20 protein-coding genes are annotated in these 20,746 nt (G+C 37.3%); 6 read left to right on the top strand and 14 right to left on the bottom strand.

The genetic code is table 11. From position 1 onward, the window contains the following. Window positions 1-41 precede the first annotated feature (41 nt). The 5 genes from NIZ91_08245 to NIZ91_08225 all read right to left on the bottom strand — a co-directional run bounded on the left by NIZ91_08245 (window position 42) and on the right by NIZ91_08225 (window position 5,580). Window positions 42-1,940 (bottom strand): ABC-F family ATP-binding cassette domain-containing protein, encoded by a 1,899-nt coding sequence (locus tag NIZ91_08245; protein USY56632.1) that lies wholly within the window; start codon window positions 1,938-1,940, stop codon window positions 42-44. Further along, window positions 1,921-2,577, bottom strand: a complete 657-nt coding sequence (locus NIZ91_08240; protein USY56631.1) for an HD domain-containing protein — start codon at window positions 2,575-2,577, stop codon at window positions 1,921-1,923. The genes NIZ91_08245 and NIZ91_08240 overlap by 20 nt, the downstream gene beginning before the upstream one ends. A gap of 107 nt (window positions 2,578-2,684) precedes the next feature. Continuing rightward, entirely contained in the window at window positions 2,685-3,161 is a 477-nt protein-coding gene (locus tag NIZ91_08235) for a glutathione peroxidase (GenBank protein USY56630.1), read from the bottom strand. A gap of 71 nt (window positions 3,162-3,232) precedes the next feature. Next, on the bottom strand, window positions 3,233-3,769 hold the full coding sequence (locus NIZ91_08230) for a hypothetical protein (protein USY56629.1): 537 nt from the start codon (window positions 3,767-3,769) through the stop codon (window positions 3,233-3,235). Window positions 3,770-3,891: 122 nt separating this feature from the next. Further along, window positions 3,892-5,580: a formate--tetrahydrofolate ligase gene (locus NIZ91_08225; protein USY56628.1), complete on the bottom strand. Its 1,689-nt coding sequence runs from the start codon at window positions 5,578-5,580 to the stop codon at window positions 3,892-3,894. 321 nt (window positions 5,581-5,901) lie between these two features. On the opposite strand from NIZ91_08225, the gene metA reads away from it, so the two are divergent. From metA to NIZ91_08210, 3 genes are all read left to right on the top strand, one after another. Further along, window positions 5,902-6,810: a homoserine O-succinyltransferase gene (metA, locus tag NIZ91_08220; GenBank protein ID USY56627.1), complete on the top strand. Its 909-nt coding sequence runs from the start codon at window positions 5,902-5,904 to the stop codon at window positions 6,808-6,810. A gap of 669 nt (window positions 6,811-7,479) precedes the next feature. After that, entirely contained in the window at window positions 7,480-7,896 is a 417-nt protein-coding gene (locus NIZ91_08215) for a YkvA family protein (protein ID USY56626.1), read from the top strand. A gap of 188 nt (window positions 7,897-8,084) precedes the next feature. Continuing rightward, a complete protein-coding gene (locus tag NIZ91_08210; protein ID USY56625.1) occupies window positions 8,085-8,567 on the top strand; it encodes a hypothetical protein in 483 nt (160 codons plus the stop codon). A gap of 186 nt (window positions 8,568-8,753) precedes the next feature. Here NIZ91_08210 and NIZ91_08205 read toward each other — a convergent pair whose 3' ends face one another. From NIZ91_08205 to NIZ91_08190, 4 genes are all read right to left on the bottom strand, one after another. After that, window positions 8,754-9,782 carry an N-acetylmuramoyl-L-alanine amidase gene (locus tag NIZ91_08205; protein ID USY56624.1) on the bottom strand — a complete coding sequence of 343 codons (1,029 nt, stop codon included), beginning with the start codon at window positions 9,780-9,782 and terminating at the stop codon, window positions 8,754-8,756. A gap of 512 nt (window positions 9,783-10,294) precedes the next feature. Continuing rightward, a complete protein-coding gene (locus NIZ91_08200) occupies window positions 10,295-10,708 on the bottom strand; it encodes a DUF4183 domain-containing protein (protein USY56623.1) in 414 nt (137 codons plus the stop codon). 18 nt (window positions 10,709-10,726) lie between these two features. Beyond that, window positions 10,727-11,080, bottom strand: coding sequence for a DUF4183 domain-containing protein (locus tag NIZ91_08195; GenBank protein ID USY56622.1), 354 nt, complete (start codon window positions 11,078-11,080; stop codon window positions 10,727-10,729). A gap of 72 nt (window positions 11,081-11,152) precedes the next feature. Next, window positions 11,153-11,830: a class I SAM-dependent methyltransferase gene (locus NIZ91_08190; GenBank protein ID USY56621.1), complete on the bottom strand. Its 678-nt coding sequence runs from the start codon at window positions 11,828-11,830 to the stop codon at window positions 11,153-11,155. Window positions 11,831-11,976: 146 nt separating this feature from the next. On the opposite strand from NIZ91_08190, the gene NIZ91_08185 reads away from it, so the two are divergent. Further along, on the top strand, window positions 11,977-12,198 hold the full coding sequence (locus NIZ91_08185; GenBank protein USY56620.1) for a DUF3892 domain-containing protein: 222 nt from the start codon (window positions 11,977-11,979) through the stop codon (window positions 12,196-12,198). A gap of 16 nt (window positions 12,199-12,214) precedes the next feature. Continuing rightward, window positions 12,215-12,361, top strand: coding sequence for a hypothetical protein (locus tag NIZ91_08180; protein USY56619.1), 147 nt, complete (start codon window positions 12,215-12,217; stop codon window positions 12,359-12,361). Window positions 12,362-12,404: 43 nt separating this feature from the next. Here the strand turns inward: NIZ91_08180 and NIZ91_08175 are convergent, their stop codons facing one another. The 5 genes from NIZ91_08175 to NIZ91_08155 form a co-directional block, all read right to left on the bottom strand. Further along, a complete protein-coding gene (locus NIZ91_08175) occupies window positions 12,405-13,739 on the bottom strand; it encodes an alpha/beta hydrolase-fold protein (protein USY56618.1) in 1,335 nt (444 codons plus the stop codon). A 74-nt stretch (window positions 13,740-13,813) separates the two neighbouring features. Next, on the bottom strand, window positions 13,814-14,968 hold the full coding sequence (locus NIZ91_08170) for an ROK family protein (protein USY56617.1): 1,155 nt from the start codon (window positions 14,966-14,968) through the stop codon (window positions 13,814-13,816). Between the two features lie 75 nt (window positions 14,969-15,043). After that, on the bottom strand, window positions 15,044-15,880 hold the full coding sequence (locus NIZ91_08165) for a sugar ABC transporter permease (GenBank protein ID USY56616.1): 837 nt from the start codon (window positions 15,878-15,880) through the stop codon (window positions 15,044-15,046). 1 nt (window position 15,881) lies between these two features. Beyond that, a complete protein-coding gene (locus tag NIZ91_08160; protein ID USY56615.1) occupies window positions 15,882-17,177 on the bottom strand; it encodes a sugar ABC transporter permease in 1,296 nt (431 codons plus the stop codon). Window positions 17,178-17,198: 21 nt separating this feature from the next. Continuing rightward, window positions 17,199-18,449 (bottom strand): extracellular solute-binding protein, encoded by a 1,251-nt coding sequence (locus NIZ91_08155; GenBank protein USY57116.1) that lies wholly within the window; start codon window positions 18,447-18,449, stop codon window positions 17,199-17,201. A 239-nt stretch (window positions 18,450-18,688) separates the two neighbouring features. Here NIZ91_08155 and NIZ91_08150 point away from each other — a divergent pair, with 239 nt between their 5' ends. Continuing rightward, complete coding sequence (locus NIZ91_08150) at window positions 18,689-20,419, top strand: glycoside hydrolase family 13 protein (protein ID USY56614.1); 1,731 nt, start codon at window positions 18,689-18,691, stop codon at window positions 20,417-20,419. The last annotated feature ends 327 nt before the right edge of the window (window positions 20,420-20,746 follow it).

Genomic DNA, 20,746 nt, shown 5'->3' with positions numbered 1-20,746 from the left:
TTGTAACACGCTCAAAAACAGAGGGTCTAATCACCTGCTTTTTATGCATTTTCAATTTCTTCAATCAGTTCCGAAAGCTCCGTCCAGCGTTCTAGCAGCTCATTTAAATCATCGTTTGCCTGCTCTTGTTCCATTGATAAGGTATGAGCTTTAGAGTAATCACTTCCAGCTCGTTCAATCTCAGCTGTTAAGCGTTCAATTTCCTCTTCTTTCGCTGCAATTTTGTCTTCAATTTCATCCCATTCTTTTTGCTCTTTATATGATAAACGACGCTTTTTCTGCTTTTCTTGCACTCTCGGCTTTTCTTCTTTGATTTTGATCTCTTGTACTTGTTTTTGCTTTTGACGTCTTGCTTCTTCCAGCTGATCTGTATAAGCTCCGTAATAAGTTGAAATAGCCCCTTCTCCTTCAAATACTAATAAGTAGTCAGCGACTTTATCTAAGAAATAACGATCATGTGAAACGGTAATAACAACGCCAGGAAATTCCTCTAAATAATCTTCTAATACCGTTAGCGTTTGTGTATCTAAATCATTTGTTGGCTCGTCTAACAGCAGCACATTCGGTGATGTCATTAGAAGCTTCAATAAATAAAGGCGACGACGTTCTCCACCTGAAAGCTTTCGAATTGGCGTTCCGTGTGCATGAGAAGGAAATAAAAAACGTTCAAGCATTTGCGAAGCTGAAATAACTTTTCCATCCGTCGTTTGGACGATTTCAGCTGATTCTTTGATATAATCTAGCATTCGTTTATTTAAGTCCATATCATCACTTTCTTGCGTATAGTACGCAATCTTAACAGTTTGCCCACGATCAACCTCTCCGCTATCAGGTTCAATACGACCAGCAAGCATGTTTAAAAGCGTTGACTTCCCACTTCCATTTTTACCGACAATCCCAATACGATCTCCTTTTTTCACAATGTGAGTGAAATCGTTCAAGAGCGTCTTACCTTCAAATGCTTTTGACACCTCTTTTAATTCAACAACTTTCTTCCCTAAACGACTGCCTGCTAAACTTATATCCAACCCTTCTTTTTCACTACTTCCTACTTTTCCTTCAAGCTCTTCAAATCGCTGAATTCGCGCTTTTTGCTTCGTTGTTCGCGCCTTGGCACCACGTCGAATCCACGCTAATTCATTACGATATAAATTACTTAACTTGGACTGAGTTGCTCTTTCTTGCTCTTCACGAAGTGCTTTCCCTTCCAAAAACGCTCCGTAATTTCCTTTGTAGCTGTATAAATTCCCACCGTCTAATTCAAAGATGCGATTCGTCACAGCATCTAAAAAATAACGGTCATGTGTTACGAGCAAAACGGCACCTTGATACTTTGCTAAATATTCTTCTAGCCATTTTACAGTTTCATAGTCCAAGTGGTTTGTCGGCTCATCTAGAATTAAAAGATCTGGCGTTTGAATTAAGCTCTGAGCAATAGAGACACGTTTTTTCTGACCACCAGATAATGCCCCAATCTTCTCTTGCATATTTGTAATTCCAAGCTTTGTTAGAACAGCTTGAGCACTAGAGTTTGCTTCCCATGCATTCATTGCATCCATCTTTTGCTGAAGGTTATATAAATTCTGCTGTGCTTTTTCACTTGAAGCATCGCGCTGAAGCTCGTACAGTGCAAGCTCATATTGCTTTAAAAGCTGAAGAAGAGGCGTGTCACCGCTGAAGACCTGCTCTAGTACTGTAAGTTCAGGATTAAAATCAGGGTGTTGAGGCATATACGTAATACGGTAATCCTTCGCGTGCACTACTTCCCCACTATCAGCTATTTCCAGCCCCGCAATAATTTTTAACAGCGTTGACTTTCCTGTACCGTTGACACCGATTAATCCAATTCGCTCACTTTCAGTAATGGTAAAGGTTAAGTGATTAAATAGGTTCTTTTCCCCGTACGTTTTTGTTAATTCTTCAATCGTAATCATTTTCATTTTTATAATTCCACTCTTTCTTAAATTGTGCTAAAAAACCAAGCATATAGTCATGGCGTTCCTTTGCAATTACTTTAGCTGTGTATGTATTCATTCCTTCGTACAACTTCAGTAGCTTTTCATAAAAATGCGCAACGGCCGTTGACTTTCCGTTTCGATATTCCTGCTCTGACATCACGTCTCGAATCTCAATTGAAGGGTTGTATAAGGGTGTCCCTTTAGCTCCTGCATACATAAATGTTCGCGCGATACCTACTGCTCCAATTGCATCCAAGCGATCCGCATCTTGCACAACTTCTCCTTCTAACGTCGTCATTTTCGGTCGGTTTCCACCTTTAAAAGACACTGTTTTTAAAATATGTATAATATGATGACAATCCTTTTGGTTAATTTTGTGAACCATCAGCCACTCTTCTACTTCTTTATATGCTTTATCAACATCAACCACTAGTTTATCATCTACAACATCATGAAATAAAGCAGCCAGTTCGACTACCTGTTTATTGCCGCCTTCTTTTTCACATAGGAGCATAGCTAAATTACGCACGCGATTAATGTGCTGCCAGTCGTGGCCCGTAGTGTCATGTGCGAGCTTTTCTTTCACAAATGCTTCTGCTTCTTTTATCGTTCGCTTCATTTTAGCCTCCTTATGAAACCCATGTATTCAATTTATTTTACCACAAAGACGTTCAAGGTGTTTGAGTAACAAAAAAGCAGATGAACACTATGCTCATCTGCTTTTCCTTATATTAAGTCTTCAATGTCTTTCTTTATATCTTTTGGTGCAGTTTGTGGTGCGTAGCGCTTAATTACCTCTCCTTGACGGTTCACAAGAAATTTGGTGAAATTCCATTTAATCGTTTTAGATCCAAATACACCGGGCGCCTCTTCGGCTAAGTATGTAAATAAAGGATGTGCATGTTCACCTTTTACATCCACTTTATCAAACATCGGAAAAGATACTCCGTAATTCAATTCACAAAACTGTTCAATATCACCGGCACTACCCGGCTCTTGCCCACCAAATTGATTACAAGGGAAGCCAAGAACTTCTACGCCTTGATCCTTCATTTCTTCATAAAGAGCCTGAAGCTCCTTATATTGAGGAGTAAAACCACACTTACTTGCTGTATTAACAATAACCAAAATTTTATCTTCATATTGGGAAAGCGGCACTTCTTCACCTTTAATCGTTTTTGCAGAATACTCATAAACTGACATACATTTGACCTCCATTTAGTAAAGTATCGTTCATACCTTTATTGTAATGCATGAGGTGTCGTTTCAACAATTTATAAGTTCTTATTTTGTGTTTGCTGATCATAGTAACTTTTCAACTGGTCTGTTGTTTGGAGCATATAATCAATCATTTCGATTAAATCGGCCACTTGGTCTTCATAAACAAAACGATTAAATACCACTTTTACTTCAATTTCATATTCGTTAGTATCCACTTTATGAATGACTCGTTGTTCAATTACTCGATTTGCTCCCCATACCTTCTCACATAGCGTTCGAATTTCATTGCAATCTTCATTTGTATAAGCAACAGCTTGCTTAATATAAAAAGCGATAAATACCGTACAGCCCGGCTTTTCCTGCCGAGACGGTGTTAATTCAGCGTGAATATTATCTAAATCAGTTGAAAGCGCTAAGGTTGCCGTACAGCACGAATGCTGCTGAAATGAAATACGATACGTTCTTGTAAAACGGGCTAAGTCCATTAAGTCTTCACGATTTACAACCGATACTTGTCCCGATAAATCTAAATCGTATATTTCTCCTTCCACAACCACTTTTAAATTATCAAATACAATTGGATCAAACATTGTTCCACTACTTTCTTTACAATAAAATAATTTAACCTTTTACTTGTTCTAACCATTTCCTATAATAACATACGCATTTTGGAAAAAATAAGAAAAGACGATGCACCCATCGTCTTTTCTTATTAAAAGATTCCTACTGCTTGTCCGTTCTCGTCGACATCCATATTTAGCGCTGCTGGTTTTTTGGGAAGGCCAGGCATCGTCATAATGGACCCTGTTAAAGCAACTAGAAAACCTGCACCGAGTGATGGCTTAAACTCACGAATTGTGATGCGGAAGTTTTCAGGTCTTCCTAATAAATCTTGGTCATCACTTAACGAATACTGCGTTTTGGCCATACAAATAGGCAAGTAGGACCAGCCATATTGTTCAAATTGAGCGATTTGCTTTTGAGCTTTAGACGAAAAATCTACGCCGCTTGCTCCGTATACTACTTTTGCAATCGTTTCTACTTTTTCTTCAATTGGCGCTGATATATCATAAATGGGTGCGAAGTTTGACTCTTCTGCTTTCATCATATCAAGGAGTTCTCTTGCTAAGTCTACACCACCAGCGCCACCTTTTTCCCACACTTCTGTGAGCGCAACTCTGATATTATTTTCCTCACACCAGCTCATAATCGTTTCAATTTCTCCCGTGCTGTCCGTAATGAACCGATTCACTGCTACCACACATGGAACTCCGAATGCACGGATTGTTTCAATATGCTTTTCTAAATTCTTCATGCCTTCTTTTAGCGCTTCAATATTTTCCTTACTTAGCTCAGTCTTCGGAACACCCCCGTGCATTTTCAACGCGCGTACGGTTGCAACCAGCACAACAGCTTCAGGTTGAATACCTGCCATTCGTGCTTTAATATTTAAGAACTTTTCTGCTCCTAAATCAGCGCCAAATCCTGCTTCTGTGACAACATAGTCACCTAGTTTAGCCGCCATCTTCGTTGCAATGACGCTGTTGCATCCATGGGCAATATTAGCAAATGGACCGCCGTGTATAAGAGCTGGCGTATGCTCTAACGTCTGGACGAGATTAGGCTTAATCGCCTCTTTTAAAAGAAGAGTTAGTGCTCCTTCTGCGTTTAAATCAGCGACCGTTACTGGCTTATTTTGATATGTATAACCCACTACAATGCGAGCTAATCGTTTTTTTAAATCTTGAACGCTTGTTGCTAAACAGAAAATAGCCATGATTTCTGATGCTACTGTAATATCAAACCCATCTTCTCTTGGTACACCTTGAACTGGGCCACCAAGCCCAACTACTACTTGACGAAGTGCACGATCATTTAAATCAACAACGCGCTTCCACGTTACTTTACGCGTATCAATTCCCAACTCGTTCCCTTGGTGAATGTGATTGTCAATAATAGCTGATAGCGCATTATTTGCTGTTGTAATGGCGTGAAGGTCTCCCGTAAAATGAAGATTGATGTCCTCCATCGGTACAACTTGAGCATAGCCACCGCCAGCTGCACCTCCTTTAATCCCCATGACTGGACCTAAAGAAGGTTCACGCATCGCGATAATTGCTTTTTCATCCAACTGTTGAAGCGCTTGTGCCAATCCTACAGTTACCGTAGACTTTCCTTCACCCGCCGGAGTCGGGTTAATGGCCGTCACTAAAATAACCTTACCGTCTTTTTGGTCTTTTAGGCGTTCCATAATATTTAGTGAAAGCTTTCCTTTATAATGACCGTATGGCTCAAGCTCCTCTTCTAAAATACTTAGCTGAGCTGCAATATCCTTAATCGGTTTCATTTTTGCTTCTTGAGCGATTTGTAAATCACTTTTCACTTGTTTCTTGGTTGTCATATTATCCTTCTCCTTTTTCATACAAATGAATGCACGCTCTTTTTACCATTAAAAGAACCTTATTTATGTATATTAGTTCTATCTAAGTATCACCTAGCACTTACTGTTGTATATTGTATCACCTTTGGCTTAAATTACGAATAAGAAACTATACTTTTTCGAAAATTCAGTTGATTAATATTCTGTATATTCATATAATAGTGTATTGTATATAGAAATGAAAATCGTCTTTAAAAACCATTCAAGAGATAAAAATCTGTGCGCTCACCCTATATAGTGTTGATTGCACGTTATATTACGAAAAAACAGGAGGAAGTTTTATTGCCTATTAACATCCCGCGTGATCTACCAGCAAAAGAAATTTTAGAAAAAGAACGTATTTTTATCATGGATGATGTACGGGCATTTAATCAAGAAATTCGCCCTTTAAATATTGCGATTTTAAATTTAATGCCTGAAAAAGAAAAAACGGAAACACAGCTGCTTCGCCTTCTGGGGAACTCACCGTTGCAAGTACATATTACGCTTTTGCACCCGGCAACTCATGAAGCAAAGACAACGAGTAAAAATCATTTGGAACAGTTTTATAAAACCTTTAAGCAAATTAAACACCAAAAGTTTGACGGCATGATCATTACTGGTGCACCAATTGAGCATATTCCATTTGAAGATGTAAATTACTGGTCAGAGCTAACTGAAATTATGGATTGGTGTAAGACAAACGTTACGTCAACGATGCATATTTGTTGGGGAGCTCAAGCTGGGTTATATCATCATTTTAACATTGATAAAAGACCGCTTGACGAAAAGTGTACAGGTGTGTTTACACATACTTCTCTTCAAGAGCCTATTAAGCTTCTTAGAGGCTTTGATGATCTCTTTTTCTCTCCTCATTCACGCCATACAGATGTGGACTTAAACGAAGTGAGAGCTCACCCTGATTTAATGTTGCTATCACACTCAGAAGAAGCTGGTGTCTATTTAGTCATGTCAAAGGATGAAAAGTTCATATTTGTGACGGGTCATCCTGAATATGATGTCCAAACACTACAAGATGAGTTTATGCGCGACAAAACAAAAGGAATGGATGCAAAGCTTCCTGAGCACTATTTTCCGAATGACGATCCAACCCGTGCTCCGCTCAAAACGTGGCGCTCACATGCAAATCTTTTGTTTATGAATTGGCTAAACTATTATGTTTACCAAGAAACGCCTTATGAATGGAAATGAAAGAATCGCTCTGAACTCATTTTTATTTGAGGTTACGCAAAACCTTTGTATATCAACGGTTTCAGGGAGTTCTCCAACTCCCTTGAAAATCCTAGTGTACTTTAAATAACGAAAATGCGTGGTCATTTATGTGGTCGTGTGGTCAATCCATGCGACCTTTTTTATATTATATTCTTTTTTATAAATACACCATATGTCACTTATAGTCTTAACAATACTTCATTAACTGTTTGCTACATACTTATATAGTGATATTAAACAATAAATGATTTTCGTTATCTAGTCTCAAATAACTTTGAGTACGATACAATTTCAGTCTTCTCTCTAAGTAGCTACTGCACCTTTATTGTTGCCAGCCATAAGCACCTTTAAAAAGCATACTTATTTTGGCTGCAATTGTTTTCCTTTTGGAAGTGAAATGAATAAATCACAAATCTTATTAACATCTTTTATAGTCGCAACCTTATTATTTTTACAATTAAAATTGACAGTTTTTTGGCTAATACATTCAGCAATTAATACCTCTTTAATTGATTCATTACCTTATTTAATACCGTAAATATTTTTAATATTTATTTGAATAATTTCCATCAGATTGTTATTCTGCTTTTTTCAATTATTCATCAATAAGTTACTCTGCCAACTTATTTTAATTTATAATTGGGCTGAATGGAGGGTTTAAACATTAATGAAAAAACAAAATGTAATAATAAAATTAAAGAGCTATGCAAAAAATTGAAACAAAATTTATTTGTACTTTTTCTATCTTATAAAGATAAGAGCGTTCCACTTTACGCCAAAGTTGTTGCAATATGCGTAGTAGCATATGCATTTAGTCCTGTTAATTTAATTCCAGACTTTATTCCCGTATTGGGTTATCTTGATGACCTAATTATTGTTCCTATCGGGATTTCTCTTGCATTAAAACTAATACCTTCTCATATAATTGAATCTTATCAACTCCAAGCAGAAGAATTAAAGAAAAATAAAAGGCCTAAAAATTGGTTTGTTGGCTTTCTTATTGTATTAATTTGGATAACTTTTTTGGTTTGGATTATCAAAGTTATGTATGAGCTTTTGAAGTGAATTCAAATGATGAAGTACCGCTATCTTCTTGATAAACAAAATAGATAACTGCATAACTTTCTTAAAATGCACATTAATTCCCACTTAAGACTCTGCCATTTCGTCAAGTAATCGTCTTTATTTTTCACTCTATATAGAATGAAATCAACTAAATAACACATACTAGAAGAAAAATTAGGGTGATTATTTTGAATGCAAGTTTTTTTAGAATTTTTAACGCCATTGTATTATGGGTAATTGTTATTCTTTTTCTTCCTAAAAAATCTTTTAAAAGATTTTTGCCAGTCACATTATTTTGCTCATGTATACTACTGGTTCAAACACTTTTAAATACTATTTTTAAGTGGTGGAAAGTAGAAGGTGGAATCAAGTACATGGTTTTTGATGCATTAGCCTTTATATTTGGACCTTTCTTTACAATTAATCTGTGGGTGTTTCATTTTACAAATGGTAGATTTTTGTTATATTCACTTGTTAATTTAATAATAGACCTTATTTTTTCTCATCCTTTAAATTCACTTTTTCAAAAAATTGGTCATTATCAACTTAAAAAGTTTAATTCTACAATACTTTTCATTATTTCTTTTTCGCTAGCTCTTTTGAATTATGCTTTTCAAAAGTTTATTGAAAAGCCAAAAAAACTAGAAATGAGCCCCAAAATCAGTGAGTAAACTAAATTTTCTATTTTTATAGGACCCTTAACTTAAGTATTTACAGCAATAAAAAGTCAATTAGATTATTATGTCAGTAGCGTTGATGATTCCTTTTTAATTGCATAACCTTGCACTCTGTACAAGTGTAAATGAACGCACCTAATCACAAACAAAGCGGATTCTATATAGAGTCCGCTTATTTCTTTAAAATAATGCACGCCACGTATTCGTACCTATAATTCCATCTGAGGAAAGACCTTTACTGCGCTGGAATGCTTTGACTGCATTTAACGTATTAATACCAAAGATGCCATCAATAGTGCCCGGATTCTGACCAGAAATATAAAGAGCCGCTTGTGCAATCCATGTTAAATTTCCACGAGCTCCTTCTACGACATTTACAACGGCATTTCTTGTATTACTTCCATAAATTCCATCTACGGCTAAGCCCGCATTAAATTGCGTGTTCAGCTCAGACTGTAGACCTTTAATAAGCGCTGCTTTTGTATTAGGGCCATAAACCCCGTCTACAGCAATACCTGTTTTATAGCGAGAGTTTAATGTTTGTTGGATAGTACGAATAACAACATCTCCTGAAGTTGAAGCCGGGGGAGCTGAAGGCTGTGATGGTGCTTTTGGCGGAATTGGAACTGGTGTTGGAGTTGGCTTAGGTATAGCTCCTGATTTTGTAGGTAAATTTAAAAAAGTTGCCATTCCTTTTGCATAGGCGTAGGCTATATTCTGTAAAAACGATTCATTTTTAAGCAAAGTCGCGTCTGCAGCTCGATCAATAAAAGCAATTTCAGTTAGAACAGCTGGCATATTCGTACGGCGAAGCACGGCATAAGAGGCTGTTTTTCTCCCTCGATTTGGATGATTGTAACCACTTATTATTTTCTTTACTTCGTCATGTACTGCATTTCGTAATGAAACAGAGCTAACTCTTCGACCTGTATAAATATAATCTTCATACCCTGTTCCACCTCCAGCGTTCACGTGAATAGACATAAATGCGTCTGCTCCCCATGCGTTTGCTCGACTTGCTCTTTCGCTTAGTGACAAGAAAACATCTGTTGTACGCGTAGTGCGAATAGTAAATCCTGCATATTGATTATTTAAAAATTGAATCATGTATTGCTGCAGTTTTAGTACTAAATTTTTTTCAAGAAGCCCATTTGACACAGCTCCTGAATCTTGTCCACCGTGTCCTGCATCAAGATAAATTTTTTTCATATCGCTTGTCTCCTCCTTATATTTAAATTATGCTATGCTCGCTTATAGCGACACGTACAGAAACCCATTCCCACTATTTTCTAGAGAAAAACACTGCAACTTGAGGTTTAATTTATGTAAATACAGAGTAAATACTATATAAAGAGACTTTTAACAGAATGATGTTAAATGAATCCGTTAATGATAAACAGTATAGCTGTTTATCAGCTCCTCATCATACCTCAGGAGTCTTTACTGAAACGTTAGGGAGTTTTTAAAATGATTACAAAAAAAGAAGCATTTCTGTTTCACCACGAGTTAAATCGGTTGCTGGCAGATTATCGCAATTGTTCATGTTCAAGCATCAGAGACGAGATTTACAAAGATATTCTCTTAATAACAAGTGTCATTCATGAGTTTAAAGAAACCACCTTACATTAGATACAGAGATTCCTTTCCTTTTATATAGGTTCACACACGTAGAAAAGGGAGTAACATCGGTTACTCCCTTTTTTTGCATATACGAAGTATGCTTACGTATTAATGATTGTATCAACGTCCAAGTTCGTAGTAGAAGTAGACGTTGAAGTTACATCTGCAAAATCATCAAGCTCTAATACTACAGGAACACCAACCGGTACATCTGCACTGATTGTCACCTGCGCAGGAGTAATAACGCTTAGTCCGGCTTGTTGGAGTACTCCGTTGATATAAACGTTATACACATTATCTGCTGCCGGTGTAGGCAGTGCTGCAACGGGGTCTCCATTATCGTCTAAAAAGGAAGTAGCGGGAATGGTCGTTGTCCCCCCCACTACCATTCCTGCGGTAACAATTGCCACAAATTTTAAAGAATCCGGACTTACCTCTGTGGTAGTCGTCGTATCAACTGTCCCCGTAACGTTGCTAGAAGCTGTAATAAAAAGCTTAATTAATTCAGCTGGCATATGTTCCTCACACCTTTCCTAAGGTTCAATTTTAATAAATTGTAGAATGAGGGGAACATGCTTTGCTGGAACGTCTGCAGATTTTAAAATAAGTACGCCTCTTTTTACTTCATATAAGGTAGCAGGCTGTAAAACTCCATTAACGAATAGATTAATGTATGACACATAACAAGGGTCCAAAATCATAGAGGTTGAGTGATCGATTACCGCATCCTTGTTGTTATATACGCGCTTTTTCCCATCAGATTGTGTACAAAATTGAGTCACGTTCACTTTTTGAGATAATTTAAACCATTTTTCAACTTGCCCTATTTCAGGAAGCATTAAACGAGGTCGACTTTCCTTTGTTATGTCATGTTTTTTTCGCTCCACGTTCATCCCTCTTTAATCTGACAATCTTACTTCATTGGTATGTTGAATTACATTTGTCTTATGTTATCTTTTTTACATTTTCTTCAATATAAATAACCACAAAAAGGTTAAAGACTGCTTCAGGTTAGGGGACAATGATACAATTGTTTCTTGATTAACTCCTTTTTTATATACACCTTTACCACCTATAACCTCCCAACCATTTTCAGAGGCAAGCTGTTCAAACTCCCACGGCATCATGGTGTTACAGATGACGTTCTCTCCGTATAAGCGTCGGTAGCTATTTGTTCTTGGTTGTGCTGTCGGCCCTAAGATACCTACACATGCGTGTCCTTGTGGTTTCACTATTCGTTTAATCTCATTTAATGCTTCTAATGGCCGTTCTGTCCATTCAAGTACATTAATGAGGACTACACCATCTGCTACATTATCATCAAAAGGTAGATCCATCACATCTGCTGCTTCAAACGTAGCAACATCCTGATGTAATTCTTTGGCCTTTTCAACCATCTCTGTTGATAAATCAACTCCAAATGCTTTGTACCCCGCTTCTGCTAACAGCCTCGTTCCGTATCCGTCACCACACCCAATATCTATGACGATACCATCTTTCTTAATGTGCTGTTGAACTAAAGGGATAACTCCTTTTCTACTGCCGCTTTTCCACATATTTTCACTCTTTTGATTCCAAAACGAAACCTTTTCATTCCACTGTGAATGCGCTTCTTTATGCCAGTTAAATGTTGTCATCTATGTACCTCCTACTATAAATATTTCATTGTTATGTTATTCGTGATGAAAGCTTCTTTACCTTTTAAAACGAATAAAAGTCTTTATGTTAGCCATGCTAAAACTGTGTAGGTTTCTTCATAATCATAACTAAGAGGGTGAAAAGCATGGATCGATTTATTGCGGTTCGTAAAAATGATAAGGGAAACTTAACCGAATTTAAAACACAGACTGGTCAAGTATTAAGCTACGATGAAGCAATGAAACGCGTAACAGCAGGTGAAATCGAACACGTTACAACGTTTATTGGAAAAGATGGCGATACATATATTCGCAGCGTTCCAGACCGGGATGAAACAAACAACTTAGATTCATTACCAACTTTTTAAAAGGAGAATGATGATTATGACAAAGAAAAACAATAAGGGTAGTGCAAATCAAAGCAACCCGAAAACTCAGCATCAAATGGTTGAAATGGGCGAAGAGATTGCAAGTGGAGATAACTCAAAAGGAAACAAACGTAATAAAGATCAAAATAGCAAAACAAATTAAATAATGCATATAAAAAGCAAGAGTCGCAGAGGACCCTTGCTTTTTATAACCATTTTTCCACTGTGAATTTCTTATGAATTGGATGTGTAATCATTATACGATGATAAACTGGAGCACCTGATTCTTTAACTTCTCCTTTTCCATTGTCAAGGTAAAAGCGAAAGCCTAATCCAGTATCAATAGGGAGAATAAACTGATTATAAAAATGGTAAGAATCGACCCTCTTAAGAGGTAAATCAGCGTAAATTCTTAATACATCTGGTAGTGCATCTATGCTTTTAACCTGCATGGAAACTGGCACTCTATCAGATACGTAATCTACAATTTCAATTTCTTTTGAAGTTTTTATTCCTTCGCTCTGAAACTGAACAACAGTCTTGCCCACAGACTTAGGAATAACCGTTCCGTCTTTGGCAATTGAAACAACCCGTTTATCTGCAACCTGATATTCACCTTGAAGCTCAGTTACTTTAACACCATTGCTATATGTTTTCACCGCATTTAGAGAAGCTGCTTTTTCGTTTAAACCAAAGATAGATCGCCCTTTTAATTCCACAGCAGCTAGTTTCGTTTCTTTCCCAAAGAAGTATAGAAGTGGCATATGAACTCTCGCTTCCCAATCTGCTTCTGTATGAGCTGCTGTATCGTCTTGATAGTAAGCTACTTCTTCACCATACTGATATCCACACGTTAATAGCTTATTTGCTATATCTTTTACGTGCTCAACGCGAATTAGAACTCCTTCGTATTCACCAACATCAACCCATATCTTTTTGTGATTTACCTTTTGAACAGGAATATTCACTTGACTGAATTCTTGAAGTGTATGAGGATCAACATAATAAAAGTATGGAGACAAAATGGCAAGCATGCTAAACACGTCCGGTCTCTTTAATCCAATATGGTACGTGATAGCTCCACCTCTAGAAGAACCCATTAGCGCCGTATACTTCGCTTCCTTTTTGGTGCGGAACTGCTCATCAATAAAAGGCTTCACTTCATTAACAATAAATCTTTCGTAAAGCTCTCCTTTCGGTTGAATGCAAGCAAGAGCTGGAGGGACTTGCAAGCTATCTTCATCAAGTGTATGAAAGCTATATTCATTCGCCCGCTCTTCTTTCATATTTTCAATTCCAACAATAATAATCTCTTGCATTTCTCCTTGTTCAATAAGTTTATTTACAACATGATGAATGTTCCAGGATTGGCCGTTAAAAGCTGGATGAAAAATATTTTGACCATCGTGCATATAGAGCACAGGATACTTGGTATCTTGTGCTTGTTCATAACTAGGTGGTAAATAAACATACAAATTACGTTCGTTCTGCAAATAACTAGATTTAAAATTTAAAATTTCAACAATTGAATGTTTGCTCAAACTAATTCACCCTTTTAAATTAATTCATTAAATTAAATAATATATTTAAAAGAAAAGAGCGCTTTTCACACCCTTTACAATTGCTTTTGATAGACGCTATACCATAAAGCTAAACTTCCTGCGCCAATAATCTCAACATGCTCTCCCAAGTTTGATGAAATAACTTCTACTTCTTCTTTTCTAGCTAAAAAAGATCGCTCATTCACTTCCTGTTTGATAATGGAGGTAAGCTCAATTCCCGCAAGAGTTAACGGTCCTGACACAACAATCTTTTTAACATGAACCATATTTACAAATGAGGCAAGAACCACCGCAATTCGTTCCGCTGCTTTTTCAACAACTCGTCTAGCTTTTCCCTCTTGGTTTGCTACTCTCTGTAGCACTTCTTGAATATCTCGAGCTTGAAGCTCTTCTACGATAGCCTGTTCTGATGCATATTGATTAAGGCAGCCATTGCTTCCGCACCAGCATGGTTTTCCATCTGGCAAGTATGTCATATGGCCGAACTCACCTGCTCCTGTTAACCCACTACGGTATAACTCACTTTTCAACACTAAACTTGCACCGATACGATACCCAAGGTATAGACACATAAAATCAGCAACTTGCTTTCCATGTCCAAACATCTTTTCTGCTAAAGCTAGTGCACTTACATTATTATCAAAATAAATAGGGAGCTTTAACTTCTGCTTTAAATACTGCACAATGGGCACATCAGGCCAGCCGATTATATCGTTTCCTAAGAGCTTTCCTTCTTTCAAATCAACTGCTCCCAATGAACCGATTCCAATGCTCGATACGTCTACTTCCTGCATATTAATATACCGACTAATTGTGCCTGCCACAAACTCTAAATACTGCTCCTGGTTAAAATCTACTGGAACAGGAATCCTTTGAACACTTCGTGTCTCACCTTTTAAGTTTACTAATCCCACTCGAATTGTCTCCATGCTAATGTGGACTCCAACTGTCCAATAAGCATTGCCTTGTAAATCTAATGCGATTGATTTTCGACCTACTCGCTTTGTTCCTTCTTGAACATCTCCGCGCTCAACGATAAAGCCTTCCTGAATCAATTCAGCTGTAATATAAGTAATTGTTGCTGGTGTTAGCTGTGTAATCTCAGCAATTTTTTGTCTCGACATCGGTCCGTTTTGCAGCAAAACTCTTAGTACTAATGACTGATTTAGCTGTTTTGTACGCGCTGTATTTTGACCTTTTAATACCATATTTCTCTATCTCCTATTACATCTTCGTATTTACTTGTATCTTTTATTATACCATGCACGCATTAAAATAATAGGTTATCCCTTTGTACCTCCAGCCGTTAAGCCAGATACAAAGTATTTTTGTAGAGCTAAAAAGAGAATGGCTATTGGCAAAGCAATTAAAACGGCACCAGCAGCAAATTGTGTAAAAGAGTTTCCAAACTGTCCACTAATCATTCGATACAATCCAACAGCCAGGGTATACTTCTCTTCTGATCGGAGAATAACTGTCGCCAAAATAAAATCTGTAAAGGGTGTAATAAAGCTAAACAATGCAACAACAGCCAAAATTGGTTTTGCTAGCGGTAAAATAATTTGGTAAAAAATCCGAAAATGTCCTGCTCCATCAATACGAGCAGATTCGTCTAACTCTTTTGGAATCGTATCGAAATATCCCTTAGCTAACCACGTGTTCATCGGTAACAGTCCGCCAACATAAATTAAAATTAAGGCTAAATGCGTATCTAATACGCCGCTTAAATATGCTAATACATAAATTGCAATCAGGGCAGAAAACTGTGGAACCATCTGCAAAATTAAAAATAACATTAGGCTATTTTTGCGTCCCACAAATTGATAACGCGAAAATGAATACGCCATCACTCCAACGAGCGTAACTGCTAAGAGCATAGTGATGACGCTGATTTTGAGCGTATTCCAGTACCACTGTAAGTAATAGGTACCTTCACCGGTAAATAAATCTTTATAATGGGTTAACGTAGGGTTTTTTGGGAACATGGATGAACTTGACAAGCTACTTCCTGGGTTTAAAGAAGATCCGATAATCCATAAAATTGGATAAATAACAATTGCACTCGCCATCACTAATCCACTATAAGTAATCAATTTACGAACGAAGTTTCTTTTGTTCATGTTACATCATGTCCTCCTCTTGGAACGATTTTGTACGTCTAAACTGCCATAGTGCGACACTAATAACAATTAAAGATAAAACCATTGTAATAGCGGCTGCTTTTCCATACTGAGCAGATGATAAAGTTAGCTCATAAATCCATGAAATTAAAATATCACTGCTACCGGCTGTTTGTCCTGCAACTGCCGGTCCACCCCCGTTAAATAAATAAATAACATTAAAGTTATTAAAGTTACTTGTAAACTGCGTAATCATAATTGGAGCAGTTGTAAACAAAATAATTGGAAGGGTAATATGACGAAACTTTTGCCATAAGGATGCCCCGTCAATTGTTGCTGCCTCATACAACTCTTCAGGAATAGATTGAAGAACACCTGTAATCATAGCAAATACGAATGGAAAGCCAACCCACCATTGAATAAAGATTAACGCTACTTTCGTCCAAAGCGGCTCTGTAAGCCACGGAATTGGATTTATACCAAAAAACGCTAAAATATCATTGTTGATTGCACCAAATGTTTCATTAAACATCCCGCTAAAAATAAGGATTGAAATAAACGCTGGAACGGCCCAAGGCAAGATAAAAATGGTTCGAAACACCCGTTTAAATTTAATGTCTTTTTGATTTACCGCTATGGCAAGAACCATCCCCACAGCTATCTGCCCAATAGTTGCAAAAAACGTCCAAACAACCGTCCATGAGAATACAGAAATAAATGTATTGCGCCAAATATCCATCTTAAATAAATCAATAAAATTATTAAATCCATTCCACTCTACTAACCTAGCGGGTGGAGAATTATAAAGGTTATAGTTTGTAAATGCTAATAGCACCATAAAAATAATTGGAAATATAACAACCAGAATTAGCAAGAAAAATCCTGGAGAAATCATGAGATATGGAAAGCCATTGTCTACTAAGTTATGATACTGCTCCTTTAAAGAATGAACGGTTCTGCCCTCATCTTTTTTCTTACCATTTTGATATGCATCGTATAAATTAAACGCATAAATGCATGCTCCCCCTATCAGCAACAAAAGGGCAATAATCCCTTGAACTAATAGAAAAATAGAATGATCTCGAAACGGCTTCGTACCTAACGTAACAATCCCCCAAAGCCCTTCATTCACCAGGTCTTTAAACGTAATGATGAATGCACTACTTAATAGTAGAAAAAACATGCCTTTAAAGAATTGACGATTGTAAAGCTGACCTAGTCCTGGAATAATTGACAATCCCAGCGCTACTTTCCGATGCGACGTCATCATAGTTTGCTCATTAGATGCAATTTTCATTTCTTTTTTACTCCCTTCAAGTTAGCTTCCGTGGTTCGCTTCTATCTGATCTTTGATTGTTTTAACTGCGTCGTCTAAAGCTGTTTTCGGCTCTTCCTTTCCGTTTGCAACAAGCTGAAGCGCTGTCACCATTGGCCCCCAAACTTCACTCATTTCCGGAATGTTTGGCATTGGCTCTCCTACTGCAGCTTGATCAATAATAGCTTTGGCTTTTTCGTTTTTTCGAATAGAAGGATCATTAACTAAGCTTTTAACAGGTGGAATTTCCTCTACTGTTTCGTATCGAACCTTCGCATTTTCAGCATTTGTTAAATGTTCAATTAGCTTTGTAGCCCATTTTTGATAAGGCGAAAAGCTATTTACATGCCACCCTTTTACTCCAATAAATGTTTTCATTGGCTTGTTGTTAGGCAAGAGTGGTAAGGTTGTAGCGCCAACATCAATTCCCGCACTTTTAAAGCTTTCAAAAGACCATGGGCCGCTCATGACTGAGGCCACTTTCCCTTCTGAAAAAAGAGCTTCTAATGTAGAGCCACCATTTTCACCAATAATACCTTTTGGAAACAAGTTTTCGTTGTACCATTTTGAGATGTAGCTGACTCCTTCTATCGCCCCGTCACTATGTAGTCCAATATCAGTTGAATCTAGCGATGTCTTCTCCTCTTTAAACACATAGCTTCCCATACCACTCAATACAGCATTGGCAAAGTAAAAATTATCCCATGGAGCTAAGAAGCCATATCGTCCTGCTTTTTGATCAGATTTTGAAATTTCGTAAAGCTCATTCATCGTTTTAGGCGCTTGCTTCATTAGATCTTTGTTGTATAGAAAAATAGGTGTTTCAATAGCTTTTGGTAGTCCGTAAAGTTTCCCGTCATAAGATTCTGCCTGGATGGACTGGTCTGTAAATGTCGATACGATTGATGAATCCACGTTCACCGGTGCAATGACACCTTCTAGTGCTAGCTGACCGATTTGATCATGAGGTAAAGTTAACACATCAGGGCCCGTTCCAGCCGGACCGTCCAATCGAATTTTCTCTTTAATTTCGTTGGACATCTCCAATTCCTTGTACTCCACTTTAATACCATACTTTTCCTCAAAACTTTTAATAGCTGGCTGCAACGCTATTCCTTTTCCTTTTTCTTCCCATATCACTAGCTTTTTAGGCTTTTGCTCATCTTGCTTTTTCCATTCAGCGTCTCTCTTTTCTTCAATGCCACAGGCACTGACAAGCGTCAAAATAGAGAGAGCTGCAATTATTTTCTTTATCTTCATTATAAAACCCCCTACCCAACAATTAATTAATTGTTTTAATTAATAAGTTTATGGTTCATCATTATAATTCGGTTTTTTCATTCTTGCAAGCACTTACACCATCTTTTTTTATGATATTTTAAATTGAATACCCTTTCATCTCTATTGACACATTCTAAAATTGCTCATAATATAAAGTTGTTATTAATATTAATTAAACAAATTAATAAATTGAAATTGAAAGGATGTTTTTAATGCTTCGTTCTTCTATTTATCATCGCCCGAAAAATAATTTTGCGTACGCATACGATGAAGAAACTCTACATATCCGATTGCAAGCGCAAAAAGGAGATTTACAAGATGTGACTCTTATTCATGGGGACCCTTACATATGGGAAAATGGTCAATGGATTTATTCAACAAGCTCTATGAAACTTGTAGGTTCGGATGACTTGTTCGATTATTGGCAGGCTACCATTCGCCCCCCACATGCTCGCTTACGATATGGGTTTATTTGCAACGATGGAAAAGAAGCTTTAACGTATACGGAAAGAGGATTTTTTGAAGATGTTCCTACCCACTGTCACTACTATTTTGCCTTTCCATTCTTAAATCAAATAGATGTCTTTTCCTCTCCTTCATGGGTAAAAGACACAGTTTGGTATCAGATTTTCCCTGAGCGTTTTGGGAATGGAAATCCAGAATTAAACCCAAAGAACGTCTTGTCATGGGGAGAAGCACCTACTCAAAGCAGCTTCTTTGGTGGCGATTTTGAAGGGGTCATTAACCATCTCGATCACCTTACTGAACTAGGAATTAACGGCATTTATTTTACGCCTATTTTTAAAGCAATGACCAACCATAAATACGATACAATTGATTATTTTGAAATTGACCCACAGTTTGGAGATAAAGAGACATTTAAGCGACTTGTAGACGAATGTCACAAACGCGGTATTAAAATCATGCTTGACGCCGTCTTCAATCATAGCGGCTACTATTTTGAACCGTTTCAAGATGTTATAAAATACGGTGAAAGCTCGAAATACAAGGATTGGTTTCATATTGCCGAATTCCCCCTTAATCCAGGAAACCAGCTATCTTATCGTACGTTTGCCTTTGAGCCTGCCATGCCAAAGTTAAATACAGAAAATAAAGATGTGCAAAATTATTTACTAGAAGTAGCGGAATATTGGATCCGAGAATTTGATATTGACGGATGGAGATTAGATGTAGCGAATGAAGTAGATCATCATTTTTGGCGATTGTTCCGCAACCGAGTAAAAGCAATTAAACCGGACGCATATATCCTAGGTGAAATTTGGCATGATGCAATGCCTTGGCTGCAGGGAGATCAATTTGATGCTGTAATGAACTACCGCTTTACAAACGCAGCAATTGATTTTTTCGCAAAAAAAGAAACTACCGTAGAGCAGTTCCAAAACGAGCTCGTTCACGTGTTGCAATCTTATCCCCAGCACGTAAACGAGGTTGCTTTTAACCTGTTAGGTAGCCATGACACAGCACGAATTTTAACTATATGTGAAGAGGATACAAATCGCTTAAAGTTGCTTTATTTGTTCCAACTTTCCTTTATCGGAACACCTTGTATTTATTACGGTGACGAAATTGGCATGACAGGTGGAGATGATCCTTTATGTCGTAAGTGTATGGAATGGGATACAAATAAACAGGATCTTGATGTATTTCATTTTGTTCAAAAACTTATTTCGCTTCGTAAACAAAGCCCAGCTTTCTCCAAGGGAGAGTTCGCGTTCCAAGCTATGAATGAATCTCTTGTAAGCTATCGCAAAACGCTTGATGATGAAGAGTTACTCATTATTATTAATCCAACAAATCGTTCATTAAATGTTAGTCTTCCAACTTCATTTGCTGACGGCCTTGATTTATGGACAAATGAGCACGTATCAAATGATTTGATGTTAAACGAGAGTGAATTTGTGATTGTGCGTAAAATGAAATAACCAAACTAGCCATGATTATTGTCATGGCTTTTTGGCTATTTTTAGCTATTTAACTTGTGATAAACCTCTCCTTAATTACAAAAAAAGCCCAACCAAGAATAGGTTGGGCTTAACTTATATTTTTATTTCATAGAGGGGGTCTACTGAAAAAAGCTCTACAGCGGACTTATTATTGTGATATTAAGAAAATCGCTATGATCAATGTTGGTTCGGTAAACCTAAAGTTGCTACTTGGTTTTCTTGAGTGACTGCACCAACTGATGCTACGCCTGCCACCAGTGTAAGTGCTAATGTTAATCCTACTAATAATTTTTTCATAGATATTTC

This window comes from Bacillus sp. 1780r2a1 (assembly GCA_024134725.1).
GTDB lineage: Bacteria > Bacillota > Bacilli > Bacillales > Bacillaceae_H > Priestia > Priestia aryabhattai_A.
The sequence above is the reverse complement of the archived record's forward strand: the minus strand, read 5'-3'. Positions and strand labels throughout refer to the sequence as shown.